The organism is Geodermatophilus sp. SYSU D00703 (assembly GCF_054050155.1).
Genome location: NZ_JBJGYU010000045.1, coordinates 25028 through 37243 on the forward strand (window position 1 = coordinate 25028; position 12216 = coordinate 37243).

The 12216-nt window shown below is 72.0% G+C and carries 12 protein-coding genes and 1 pseudogene; 8 read left to right on the forward strand and 5 right to left on the reverse strand.

The features are described 5' to 3' along the window. Positions 1-214: 214 nt before the first annotated feature. The 4 genes from ACI782_RS24245 (at position 215) to ACI782_RS24260 (ending at position 3945) form a co-directional block, all read left to right on the forward strand. Positions 215-1894 carry a hypothetical protein gene (locus tag ACI782_RS24245; RefSeq protein ID WP_456912674.1) on the forward strand — a complete coding sequence of 560 codons (1680 nt, stop codon included), beginning with the start codon at positions 215-217 and terminating at the stop codon, positions 1892-1894. A 146-nt stretch (positions 1895-2040) separates the two neighbouring features. Then, entirely contained in the window at positions 2041-3009 is a 969-nt protein-coding gene (locus tag ACI782_RS24250; RefSeq protein ID WP_456912675.1) for a sigma-70 family RNA polymerase sigma factor, read from the forward strand. A 25-nt stretch (positions 3010-3034) separates the two neighbouring features. Next, entirely contained in the window at positions 3035-3262 is a 228-nt protein-coding gene (locus ACI782_RS24255) for a hypothetical protein (RefSeq protein WP_456912676.1), read from the forward strand. 134 nt (positions 3263-3396) lie between these two features. Continuing rightward, complete coding sequence (locus ACI782_RS24260) at positions 3397-3945, forward strand: hypothetical protein (RefSeq protein ID WP_456912677.1); 549 nt, start codon at positions 3397-3399, stop codon at positions 3943-3945. 219 nt (positions 3946-4164) lie between these two features. Here the strand turns inward: ACI782_RS24260 and ACI782_RS24265 are convergent, their stop codons facing one another. Further along, positions 4165-4674 (reverse strand): cupin domain-containing protein, encoded by a 510-nt coding sequence (locus ACI782_RS24265; protein ID WP_456912678.1) that lies wholly within the window; start codon positions 4672-4674, stop codon positions 4165-4167. 140 nt (positions 4675-4814) lie between these two features. Here ACI782_RS24265 and ACI782_RS24270 point away from each other — a divergent pair, with 140 nt between their 5' ends. The 4 genes from ACI782_RS24270 to ACI782_RS24285 all read left to right on the forward strand — a co-directional run bounded on the left by ACI782_RS24270 (position 4815) and on the right by ACI782_RS24285 (position 7205). Next, positions 4815-5336 carry a MarR family winged helix-turn-helix transcriptional regulator gene (locus ACI782_RS24270; RefSeq protein ID WP_456912679.1) on the forward strand — a complete coding sequence of 174 codons (522 nt, stop codon included), beginning with the start codon at positions 4815-4817 and terminating at the stop codon, positions 5334-5336. 124 nt (positions 5337-5460) lie between these two features. Continuing rightward, entirely contained in the window at positions 5461-5919 is a 459-nt protein-coding gene (locus ACI782_RS24275) for a DUF5313 family protein (RefSeq protein WP_456912680.1), read from the forward strand. A gap of 324 nt (positions 5920-6243) precedes the next feature. Beyond that, positions 6244-6873: a sulfurtransferase gene (locus tag ACI782_RS24280; RefSeq protein WP_456912685.1), complete on the forward strand. Its 630-nt coding sequence runs from the start codon at positions 6244-6246 to the stop codon at positions 6871-6873. After that, complete coding sequence (locus tag ACI782_RS24285) at positions 6870-7205, forward strand: globin domain-containing protein (protein WP_456912681.1); 336 nt, start codon at positions 6870-6872, stop codon at positions 7203-7205. The genes ACI782_RS24280 and ACI782_RS24285 overlap by 4 nt, the downstream gene beginning before the upstream one ends. Positions 7206-7557: 352 nt before the next feature. Here ACI782_RS24285 and ACI782_RS24290 read toward each other — a convergent pair whose 3' ends face one another. The 4 genes and pseudogenes from ACI782_RS24290 to ACI782_RS24305 form a co-directional block, all read right to left on the reverse strand. Then, on the reverse strand, positions 7558-7839 hold the full coding sequence (locus ACI782_RS24290; protein ID WP_456912682.1) for a hypothetical protein: 282 nt from the start codon (positions 7837-7839) through the stop codon (positions 7558-7560). A 755-nt stretch (positions 7840-8594) separates the two neighbouring features. Then, positions 8595-9758: pseudogene (locus tag ACI782_RS24295) on the reverse strand (IS3 family transposase); the annotation flags it as partial. Between the two features lie 467 nt (positions 9759-10225). After that, positions 10226-11038 (reverse strand): mycofactocin-coupled SDR family oxidoreductase, encoded by an 813-nt coding sequence (locus tag ACI782_RS24300; protein WP_456912683.1) that lies wholly within the window; start codon positions 11036-11038, stop codon positions 10226-10228. A gap of 119 nt (positions 11039-11157) precedes the next feature. Then, positions 11158-11985 carry a sugar phosphate isomerase/epimerase family protein gene (locus ACI782_RS24305; protein ID WP_456912684.1) on the reverse strand — a complete coding sequence of 276 codons (828 nt, stop codon included), beginning with the start codon at positions 11983-11985 and terminating at the stop codon, positions 11158-11160. Positions 11986-12216 lie beyond the last annotated feature (231 nt).

Below are 12216 nucleotides of genomic sequence, written 5' to 3' on the forward strand. Positions count from 1 at the left end.
GAGCCTGGCCGCGGGAGGCGCGCGGACCCATCCCGCCAGCCGGTCGATCGGGTGTCGGGCTGGCCCGACAGGCGTGCGCTGGTCATGTCAGCGCCGATGCTCGTGGCGCGGCGGGGCCGGTGTCCAGCACCCGCCCCCGTTAGGGTCCCCGGGAGCCGAGCGCGCCGCTGTCGTCGCGCCCCCGCGCGACCGCACGCCCGGCGGGGGAGGGACCGTGCGCTCCAGGTCGGTGCCGATCGTCGTGGCGACAGCGCTGCTCGCCGGCGGCTGCAGCTCGTTCACGGAGGACGCCGGCAGCGAGGCCGGCGAGCCGCTCTCCGTGGGGACGTCGGCCCCGGACGCCCGGCTCACCCTGGTCGCCGACGAGGACCCGGTCGCCTCGGCCGTGTCGGCCAGCCGCGCCCTGTTCGACACCGCCGAGGTCGCTGTGGTGGCCCGCGACGGCGACACCACCGGCACGCTGCTGGGCGCCTCGGCCGCCGCGGGCCTCGGCGTCCCCCTGCTCCTGCAGCCGGGAGGCGGCGCCGCGGTCGACCCGCTCCCCGACGAGCTGGACCGCCTGGGCGCCACGACGGTGCTGGCGGTGGGCGAGGCCGGCGACCTCGGCGAGGGCCTCGACGTCGTTCCCGTGCCGGCCGCGCCGGAGTCGGTCGCCGAGGTCACGGGGCTGGACCTCGCCGAGGTCCGCGAGGTGGACGCCGGCGCGGCGGCCGAGGCGGTCGCGGAGCTGGACCCGGAGGAGCCGGTCGCCCTGCAGCCGTCGGGGGACGCGGCGTCCGCGGACGGTGACCCGGCAGCGGACGGCGACCCGGCAGCGGACGGTGACCCGGCGGTCCTCCCCGCGGTCGAGCGCGCCGCGCCGCTCGACGGGACCCTGGTGCTGGCCACCGGCAGCCCGGAGTCCCTGGCCGGGATCGCCACCGCGCGGGCCGCCGGGGCGCGGGTGGAGCTCACCGGCGGCGCGACCGATCCGCGGTCCGCCGACGTTGTGGAGTCGCTGGCCGAGTCGGCGCCGGACACGGTCGTGGCTCTGGGTGGGGCGTTCGCCGCCGAGGAGGGCCTGGACTGGAAGGTCGACACGGCCGCCACCGGGACCCAGCTGCCCGGCGGCGGACAGCTGCTGTTCCCGGAGCACTTCCTCGTCGCGCTCTACGGGCACCCGGGCAGCGGTGCGCTGGGCGTGCTGGGGGAGCAGGACGCCGCGGCCTCGGTCGAGCGGGCCCGCCGGCACGCGGCGCCGTACGAGGAGCTGGTGCCCGATGCCACCGTCGTCCCGGCGTTCGAGGTCATCGCGACGGTGGCCTCGGAGTTCGCCGGCCCCGACGGCAACTACTCGACCGAGACCGACGTCGAGCAGCTGCGGCCGTGGGTGGAGGCGGCGGGGGAGGCCGGGCTGTACGTCGTCATCGACCTGCAGCCCGGCCGCACCGACTTCGTCACCCAGGCCGAGCAGTACCGGTCGCTGCTGGAGCTGCCGTACGTGGGGCTGGCGCTGGACCCGGAGTGGCGGCTGGCGCCGGGGCAGGTGCACCTGACCCAGATCGGGTCGGTGTCGATCGACGAGGTGAACCGGGTGGTGACCTGGCTGGCCGACCTCACCCGCGAGAACGCGCTGCCGCAGAAGCTGCTGGTGCTGCACCAGTTCCAGGTGCGGATGGTCCCCGAGCGCGAGCGGCTGGACACCTCCCGAGACGAGCTCGCGGTGATGGTGCACGCCGACGGCCAGGGCGCCCAGGGGGACAAGCAGGCGACCTGGCAGACGCTGCGGCAGACCGACCCGGACGCCGTGCACTGGGGTTGGAAGAACTTCTACGACGAGGACGCCCCGATGCTCAGCCCCGAGCAGACGATCGCCCAGGTCAGCCCCCGACCTCAGCTGATCAGCTACCAGTAGCGCCCGACCTCTCCCGTTCCGTCGGTGGCCTGTGGTCTGCTGTCGCGGCCGTCGAGTCGAGGAGGTCATGTGACCGAGCTTGCGAGGTCACCGGGAGGCGCAGCACTGCCTGGCACGGCGATGACGAGCGCCAGCGAGGAGGAGTCGTGACTGTCGTCGAAGAGCTCGATCCCCGCCTGCTGGAGCACCGGCGGGAGCTGACCGGCTACTGCTACCGCATGCTGGGCTCGGCGTTCGACGCCGACGACGCCGTGCAGGAGACGATGGTCCGGGCCTGGCGCGGACTGGCCGACTTCGAGGGGCGCTCGGCACTGCGGTCCTGGCTCTACCGGATCGCCACCAACGTCTGCCTCGACCAGCTCTCGGGCCGTCAGCGCCGCGCCCTGCCCATGGACCTCTCGGGTTCCCCCTGGCAGCCGGTGGAGGCGTCCCTGGCCGCACGGCGACCGACCACGGCGTGGGTGGAGCCGGTGCTCGACCGCCAGGTGGTCGCCGAGGACGCCGACCCCGCCGAGCAGGCGGTGCAGCGGGAGTCGATCCGGCTGGCCTTCGTCGCCGCCCTGCAGCACCTGCCGCCGCGGCAGCGCGCCGTCCTGCTGCTGCGCGAGGTGCTGCGCTGGAAGGCCGACGAGGTCGCCGAGCTGCTCGACACCACGGTCGCCTCGGTGAACAGCGCGCTGCAGCGCGCGCGGGCCACGCTGGCCGCCGTCGGTGGCGAGACCGACCCCCAGCCGCTGGACGACGACGAGCGCGACCTGCTCGACCGCTACGTCGACGCCTTCGAGCGCTACGACATCGACGCCTTTGTCGCCCTCCTGCACGAGGACGCGACCCAGCACATGCCCCCGTTCGAGATGTGGCTGCGGGGGCCGGAGGACATCGGCACCTGGATGCTCGGGCCGGGCTCGGCCTGCCGCGGCTCGCGGATCCTGCCGACGTGGGCCAACGGCGCGCCGGCGTTCGCCCAGTACCGCCCGGTCGCGGGGGGTGGTCACGAGCCGTGGGCTCTGCACGTGCTCGAGGTGCGCGCGGGCCGGATCGCGCACATCTCGAGCTTCCTCGACCTCGACAACGACCTGTTCCGCCGGCTGGGGCTGCCCACCGAGCCGGCCTGACGCCGCCGAGCGGCCCTGGGGAGTCGTGCTCCGTGCCCTAGTCAGCGAGGGCTGCCACGAGGAGCTCCACCGGGACGGTCCACCCCGCGCCCGCGGCCCCGTCGTCGACGGCCGGCCGCACGGGTACTGGGCGTGGTCCCGCCTCGACGGCACCAGGCTGCACTCAGGACACCTCGACGACGGTCGCGAGGTCGGCGGGTGGACGACCCCCGTCGAGTCCGGCGGGCCCTACCAGGTGACCGACCGGGGCTGACCGGATCCCGACGACGAGCGGAGGCCGTGGTGGCGAGACCGCGACCCGCAGCCTCGCGCGGATGGCGTGCGCCCCCGGTCGACAGTGACTTCTTAGGTGCGCCCGGTGCACCGGACCGCGCGTCCGGCGGCGTCGTGATCGTCCCCCTCACGCGTCGGATCCTCGATCTCGACTTCGTCGCGTACCGCTCCAGCCCGAGGGCCATCACCGCCCACAGCGCCGGTCGTTGGCCGGTGCAGGGGTTCACCCGCGAGCACGATCGTGAGCTCATCGAGATCCACGAGAGGGAACACGCGACCGGGGAGGCGTTCGCCTACGCGATCCTGAGCGCCGACGGCTCTCGCGAAGTGGGCTGTGTGTACCTGCGCCGGTTGTCCGTGCACCTGGAGCAGACGCAGACCCGCGTGAGGACCGGAGGGCTCGACCCTGCTCGGACCGCCGTGGTGACCTTCTGGTTGATCGACGACAGGGCAGTCCGGCCCACGGCCGCTGACGTGCTCAGCAGTCTCCGCGAGTGGTTGCGGGACTGGGGCGCGGCCAACGTCGTCTTCCGCTGTCTGCCTGACGAGGAGGAGTCCGTCGACGCGCTCACGGCCTCCTCGGGGCTGCAGCTCCTCGCGGCGAGCAACCAGGGGCTCCCGTACCTGTGGTTCGCCGACGTGACCGTTCCACCGGTGACGTGACCGGCCTCGTACACCGCCGCCGAGCGCTTCGCGGTGCCGGTGGGGGCACGGGCGAGTCGCGGCTCGGTCGCCTGCGCGTGGAGCGGGTGACGGGAATCGAACCCGCACGGCCGGCTTGGACCGCGGGATCCGTCGGCCTGTTTGTGCTGCTCAGCGGCTCGCTGTGGCCTCCGACGCTGGCTCGTGACCCACGCGTGACCCACCGCGGCAGGTGGTCTGCTACCGCCTCGCTCGGGGAGGTCGCGCTGAAGGCGGCCTGTGGGACGCCGTCGGGTGATCGCGGCGGGGCGGGGATCGGCGTGCGCGAGGGCCACCCATCCCCTGTCCTTCCGTCCGACGTGCTGCCTGCGGTGGAGCTCTTGCCGGGGTGGTGGATCCCGAAGGGCTTGTTGGTGATGAACAAGAAGACGCAGTCGGCGTCGTCGGTGGCGCCGTGCTCCATGACCCCGCCTTCGGGGAACACACGAAGCTGCCGGGACCGTAGCTGCCCTGGTGGGTCTCGAGCGTGCCCTCGAGGACGTACATGCCGTGGGCGCAGGGGTGGGTGTGCCAGACGTTGGTGGAGCCGGCGCGGTAGACCACCTTCACGACCTGCATGCCGGTGTCCGGGTCGTCGACGAGCGGGATGAGCTCGAGGTCGACGCCGAGCTCCGGGATGGGGAAGCCGACCCACTCGGCGGTGGTGGTGTCGACGACCGTCAGGTCGACCGGCTGCAGCTCCAGGGTCATGGCCGGTGCCCTCCTGTCGACCCCGACGGACGGCGGGCCGCCGATGCTGTCGGCGGCGGCCCGACCGGGCAACAGTGCGTGGGATGGGAGTGAGGGTTGGCGAACCAACGCTTGGTGCACCACGGGACTAGGCTGGAACGGTGACGACCAGCCAGAGACCCCAGTCGCCGCCCGCCTCCGAGGACCTGCTGGCCCTGGACCGGCAGGTCTGCTTCGCCCTGGCGGTGGCCGCCCGCAACGTGATCGCCGTCTACCGCCCCGTGCTCGAGCCCCTCGGCCTGACCCACCCGCAGTACCTGGTGATGCTGGCCCTGTGGCAGCACGGCCCGCTGTCGGTCAAGGACCTCTCCGGCCTGCTGCAACTGGACCCCGGGACCCTCTCCCCGCTGCTCAAGCGACTGGAGGCGGCCGGCCTGCTGCGCCGGGAGCGCGATCCGAGAGACCAGCGCAACCTGGCGCTGGCGCTGACCGAGAAGGGCAAGGCACTGCGCGAGCAGGCCGAGCAGATCCCCGCCGGCATCGTCGAGCGCCTCGGCCTGCCGGTGGAGAAGCTGATGGAGCTGCACGGCGTGCTGACCGAGGTGATAGCCGCCGCTCAGCAGGCGCTGAACACGCCGGCCACCGAGGACCCGGTGGAGCCGCCCGCGGCCACGGTGGCCTGACCTCCGCAAGACCGTCCCTGCAGTTGTTGGATCGCTAACAGTTGGTACCCCAACCCTTTGCAGGCTTACCGTTCTGGTGCACGATGGAGGTGTGCCCGTCATCGAGCAGGAGCGTCCAGCCGCCATGAGCACCCCCACCGCGGAGCCGGGCCCGCCGGCCGAGCCCGTCGTCCGTCCGGCCCCGCACCGGTGGCTCTGGTACGCCGTCGGCGGCGGCCTGCCGGCGCGCCATCGCGGCTGGGTGCTGCACGACACCACGACCCGCACATGGGGCCTGCGGCACATCGCCCGCATGCTGGTGCAGATGTCGATCCCGATCGCGCTGATCGTGATCTTCCTGCCCGCACCGCTGGGGCTGCGCGCGGCGGTCGCCGGCGGCGGCATCTTCCTCGGGCTCATCTACTCGCTGGCCTACATGCCCGAGACCACCGAGAACCGGGTCGTGAAGGCCGGCTACCCGGCCGGCACCGCCGGCGCCGTCCGCGAGCAGGCCGCTCACCAGCGGGACCTGCGGGACAGCGAGCGCCGCCGGGCCGCCAACGCCAAGCGCGCCGCCCGCTACCGCGATCGCCAGGGCCACTGACCGACGCAGGCCGGCGCCCGGACCAGCGCCGGCCCCGGACTGCACCACCTCTCGGCCGTGGGACGCCGGCTGCCGCCATGCCCACGGTCGGTCCTCCCACCCCCCGACAGAGGAGAGGTCCATGGCCCGAGCTGACGTGCTGGTCGACGGCGACTGGCTGGAGAAGCACCTGGCGGTCGCCGGCGTGGTCGTCATCGAGGTCGACGAGGACAGCGACGTCTACTACACCAGCCACATCCCCGGGGCCATCGCCCTGGACTGGCGCGCCGACCTGCAGGACCCGCTGCGCCGGGACTCCATCGACCGGGCCGGCTTCGAGCCCTGCTGTCGGACAAGGGCGTCGCGCCCGAGGACACGGTCGTCCTCTACGGCGGCGACAACAACTGGTTCGCCGCCCACGCCTACTGGTACTTCAAGGTCTACGGCCACCGCGACGTCCGCCTGCTCGACGGTGGCCGCAAGCGCTGGGAGCTCGACGGCCGCCCGCTGAGCACCGAGGAGGTCAAGCGCCCGGCGACCTGCTACGAGGCCCGCGCCGCCGACCCGACGCTCCGCGCGTTCCGCGACGAGGTCATCGCCGCCATCGGCAGCAGGAACATCGTCGACGTCCGCTCCCCGCAGGAGTTCTCCGGCCAGATCCTCGCCCCCGCGCAGTTCCCGCAGGAGCAGCCGCAGAAGCCCGGGCGCGTGCCGACCGCGGTCAACGTGCCCTGGTCGAAGGCCGCCGCCGAGGACGGCACCTTCCGCTCCGACGAGGAGCTGCGCGCCCTCTACGCCGATGCCGGCGTCGACCTCTCCGGCGAGCGGGACACCATCGTCTACTGCCGCATCGGCGAGCGCAGCGCGCACACCTGGTTCGTGCTGCACGAGCTGCTCGACCAGCCGCGGGTGCAGAACTACGACGGCTCCTGGGTCGAGTACGGCTCGCTGGTCGGCGCCCCGATCGAGAAGTGACCGACGGTCCCTCGTTCTACGAGGCGGTCGGCGGGCGGGACACCTTCGTCCGGCTCGTCGACCGGTTCCACGACGGCGTCGCCTCCGACCCGGTGCTGTGCGGCATGTACCAGGCCGGGCTGGGCCCGGCCCGGGAACGGATGACCGCATTCCTGGCCCAGTACTGGGGTGGCCGCGCGACTACAGCCAACCGCGCCGAGGCCAGTCTCACCGTGAACGGCCACGAGGACTTCTGGGTGTACTACCAGCGGGACGTCGACGGCTGGGAAGAGGTGGGTGTCCGGCAACAGCCCTACCGTCAATGGGAGAACCCGAGCGCCACTCAGTGGTGAGTTCTCGCGCCGAGTCGTCCCTGCGGGAGGTGTCCCCGAGTGGGCCGCTTGGGGACAATGGTCGGCCAGCGAACCCGGCGGACCGGGTCAACGGCAGGAAAGACTGCTCGATCGCGGCCGTGACGGTGGCGCACCTGACGAACCAGGTGCGGCGGTGCTGCCCTGACACCTCGACTGGCCCCTCGACGGCCGGCATCGCCCGGTCTGGCGGAATGCCCCGGCAAGTGGCATCGGCCGGAAATGTCCGCGCAGGCCGAGGACGGCGGGGGGGCACAGCCCGAAGGAGACGTCGCCTCGGGCCGTCAGGAGAAGCCGCCGGGTCCGCGGGCGAGGCGGATTCGCCAGCCAGGGCTCAGACGGTGGCCGGCGCCCGAACGGCGATCACCACGGCGGCGACAGCGAGGGCCAGCAGCAGGAGCAACAGCAGCAGCGGCGCAAGCAGAGCGAGCAGCACCAGCCCCGCGATCACCAGGATCTTCATCGGCGTGCTGAGCGCGGCGAACCAGGCCTTGATCGCCGCGACTACCGGGTTGCGGCCGACCAGGACAGCGTGCAGGGCGGCCCACGCGGCTCGCTGTGTCCCGCCGCCGCGGCCGGCGAGGTCGGGCAATGCCGCGGTGACCTGCGATGACAACCGACGGACCAGCCGTCGGACCGCCCGATCCAGATGAGCGCCGAGCCCGCGCAGCGCGGCACGGGCACGGCGCAGCCCCGCGGAGAGGATCGCGCCGACATCGCGAGACCGCCGAGCTGTGCCCGTGCGGGCGGCGGGGTGGGATCGAGGCTGAGGCCGGCCGGAGCTCAGCGTGCGGCCGTCAGCGCGGCCAGCCCTGTGGGTCGGAGCCGGTCGGCCGGATGCCCGGGCCTCGCGGCTCGCCTTCGGCGTGTCACCGGTCTGATGATCCTCGGCGCTCGCCGGGCGCCGTCGGCGCTCGGCGGGTGGCTGCGCCACGCGGGGGCCGGTGTCGGCATGTCGTTCGGTGACCGCGCGAGCGTCCCCACTGCGCTCGGCGTCAGGGCGGATCTGCCGAGCCCGAGCAGCACTGGCGGCCGGCCGCGTGGTTGCGTCCGTGCCGGTCCGCGACGAGTTGGCGGTCCGCGTGGGACGAGCGGGGCTGCGCTGTGAACCAGCGGCCCGCGGCGTCGCACGACGCTCCGGCGCCGCGCGACGGTCTAGAGCCATGTTGCGACGCCTCCACTCCGAAGCGAGAAGATGACCCGTCGCTGATCCTCTCGGTACCACCGACGGCCCCACATCAATCCTTCCGGTGCGGGCGTGGCGTCTCCATCCCGTTCAGAGCCGCTCCACCAAGGCGGGCCAGCCGCGGGCGCCAACGTCCAGGAGAGGGGACTGCCCCCAGTCCGGTTGACTCGTTTCGGTGGGGGTTGGGCCGCTGCTGCGGCGTGGGTGAGTGTTTCGTACTCGACCGGGGTGAGCCGGCCGAGTCGGCGTTGCCGCCGGCGCCGGTGATACGTGCGCTCGATCCAGGTGATGATCGCCAGCCGGAGCTCGTCGCGAGTCGCCCAGCGCTGCCGGTCGAGCACGTTCTTCTGCAGCAGGGCGAAGAAGGACTCCATTGCGGCGTTGTCCCCGCAGGCCCCGACTCGGCCCATCGAGCCGACCAGGCCGGTGTGGGTCAGGGCGCGGACGAAGGCGGTCGAGCGGAACTGACTGCCGCGGTCGGAGTGCACCACGGTGCCGGCCGGGTCCCGCCGGGCCATGGCGTTGCGCAGCGCCGTCACCGCCAGCGAGGCCTTCATGCGCGAGTCGATCGAGTAGCCGACGATCCGGCCGGAGTAGACGTCCTTGATCGCGCAGAGGTAGAGCTTGCCCTCGGCGGTCCAGTGTTCGGTGATGTCGGTCAGCCACAGCAGATCGGGAGCCTCGGCGGTGAACTGGCGGTCGACCAGGTCGTCGTGCACCGGCGGGCCGGCCTTGCGGTTCAGCCCGGGGTTCTTGGCGAACACCGACCAGATCCGCTGCTGCGAGCACAGCCGCGCGACCCGGTTCTCACCAGCGGTGATGCCCCGCTCGCGGAGTTCGTCGGCGATGAACCGATAGCCGAAGGCCGGGTCTTCGCGGTGGATGTCGTAGGCGGCGTTGATCAGGTGCGCGTCGTCCCAGTCACGCTGGCTCACCTGCTGCGGGCACCAGGCGTAGTCGGCCCGCTCGGGAGTTGCCCAGCACCCGGCAGGTCACCGCGACGGGGATCTTCTCGGCGGCGAGTCCACGGACCAGCGGGTAGATCATTTCGGGAGGACATCGCGGGCGAAGTAGGCCGTCGTCCGCCGCAGGATCTCGTTCTCCTCATCCAGCAGCTTGTTGCGCCGGCGCAGCTCGCGCAGCTCCGCCGACTCCTGCTTCGACCCGCCGCCACGATCACCGGAGGCGGGCGGAGCCAGCCCGTCCTCTCGGTCGGCGATCTTCAGCCAGTGCTGCAGGCAGGACTCCGAGACCCCGAAGTCTCGGGCCACCTGAGCGATCGACGCCTCGCCCTTGCGGGCCACGGCGATGACGTCACGACGGAACTCCGCCGGGAACGGCTTGGGCACGATGCCGATCCTTCCAGCGAGGCCGGGGCCTCACAGGCAAGGAGTCAACCGAACTGGGGGCAGTCCCGTCGTCACCAGGCTGCATGTGGCTTGGCGGCGTGACCCATTCATGACCCACGCAGCGGAAAACAGAGGTCTCCAGGGGCCTCAACGGGGCGTCCGGAGGCGCCCTCCAGACCTCCTCCTGAAGGCCTGACAGGCCGGTTGACCTGTGAGAGTGCATGGAGCGGGTGACGGGAATCGAACCCGCATGGCCAGCTTGGAAGGCTTGGGACGCTGAGTCTCATCTCCGCTGACCAACGCCAAGTTGGGCGGACGTCGTGCCTTCCGCGTGCCTTAGCGCTACTCATCGCGGCCGGATGTCGGAGGGCGGTCGTGTCGCCCTGAGCAGCGGTTCTCGGGGGCAAGACCTTCATCGGCGGTAGCCCGGCAAGTCCGGGACACCTTGGCGCGAGAGTGCGCTCGCGTCACTTCAGCATGAATCCTGCATCCACCGGGACGGTCGTGCCGGTGATCCACTTGGCATCGTCAGAGCAGAGGAACGCCACGACCGCCGAGACGTCGGCCATCGGCATCGCGTCGACCGGCATGAGGTTGAACCGCATGGCGTTGCCGAGATCCTCGTGCTCCTCCAGCCAGCGGGGGAAGTAGTCGTTGTTGGACATCGGGGAGTCGACGCCGGTCGGGTGCAGCGTGTTGACCCGGATCATCTCGGGTGCGAGCTCGCGGGCCAACGTCCGCATGAGGCCCACGATGCCGTGCTTCGCCGCTGTGTAATGCGTGCAACCTGCAACGCCGCGGAGCCCGGCGATGGACGACGTGATGATGATCGAACCGCCGTTGCCACCGGCGCGGATGTGCGGCACGACCGCCCGACAGGTTTTGAACACGCCGGTTAGGTTGATGTCGATCATGTCGTCCCACTGCTCGTCCGTGAGGTCCCACGTGGTGTCCGACAGGCTGAGGATCCCGGCGTTCGCGAGCAGAAAGTCGATGCGGCCGAACTCCGCCATCGCGGTCTCGGCGAGCCGCTGCATGTCAGCCGTGCTCCGGACGTCGGCCTGCACCGCGACGCACCGCCGGTCCTGCTTCTCGACCTCCGCGACCGTCTCTTCCATGTCGCCGGGCCGACCGGTCGAGAACGGGACGGACCCGACCTGCTCGGTGATGTCGCAGATGACGACGTCCGCACCCTCGGAGGCCAGCCGGACGGCGTGTGACCGTCCCTGACCCCGTCCGCCACCAGTGATAACGGCGACCTTGCCGTCCAGCTTTCCCATGTCATGACTCCTCTCGATCAGCCGCTGCGACGCAGCGGATGTGCGTGTGTGTGCACCTCGGTGTGTGGACTTCCTCGGTGCGGGTGAGACCCGGACGACGTCCACCGCCCCGGAGGGCGTCAGGCAAGGGCGCGGAGGATGCCCTGCAGGTGGTCGCGGCTGACGTCCGCGGCCTCGCGCGGATCGCCGTCGTAGGCATCGAGCTCGACCACTAGCCAGCTGTCGTAGCCGGTCTCCAGCACGGCCCGGACGATGTCGGTCAGGTCCAGGTCGCCGGCGCCCAGGGGGAGGAACCGTCCGTCCTCAAGGGCGATGTCCTTGAGGTGCACGTGCGCGAGTCGGTCGGCGTGCCGGCGGATCAGCGCCGCAGGATCCCCGCCACCTGCCGCCAGGTGAGCAGTGTCCGGGCAGAAGCCGATGTGGCTTCGCTCCATCAGCCGCTCGAGCTCATCGGGGCTCTCCACGATCGTGCCCAGATGCGGGTGGTAGGTCGACTCCAGTCCGTGCTCGGCGGCGAGTTCGGCGACGGCGTCGAGCGCGTTGCCGAGGCGGTCGTAGTCGTCCTCGGTCGTACCGCTGGCTCGCCGCGCCCCACCGCCGACGACCAGGCGCGAGGCGCCGAAGGACGAGGCCAGCTCGCACGCCATCCGGATGCGGTGCATCTCGTCGGGCAGTGCGTCGCCGTAGATGAAGTTCGCACCCGTGTACACGCTGATCAGCTCGACGCCGACCGCGTCGAGCTGGTCGCGCAGGACACCGGGTCTGTCGGCGTAGGCCGCCAGGTTGCCGTCGAACACCTCGAGGCCCTCGTACCCTGCGGCCGCGATGTCCCGAACAGCGACGTCGAGCGGGCCGTTGGAGAGGTAGTAGAGGTCCTTGACGCTGGTGACGCCCTGCGGGGCACCGATGACGCCGCCCCAGGTGATGGAGTGATAGCCGAGCCGCATCGCCGGTCCTCTCGTCGCCGTGTCGGGTGATGAAGTGCGTGCGAACCGGCAGGTCCTGACACCTGTTCGGGTCAGGAAGCTGCCGGCGGCAGTACTAGTTCTGGGCGCCGTGCTCCGTGGCCGCCGAGCCGGTGCCGGCCACGTCGTCGGCCCGGGTGCCGACGTCCGGGCCGGATCCGGTGCCGGGCGCGCCGGCCGGGGCCATGGAGCGGAGCAGGATCTGGCTGACGT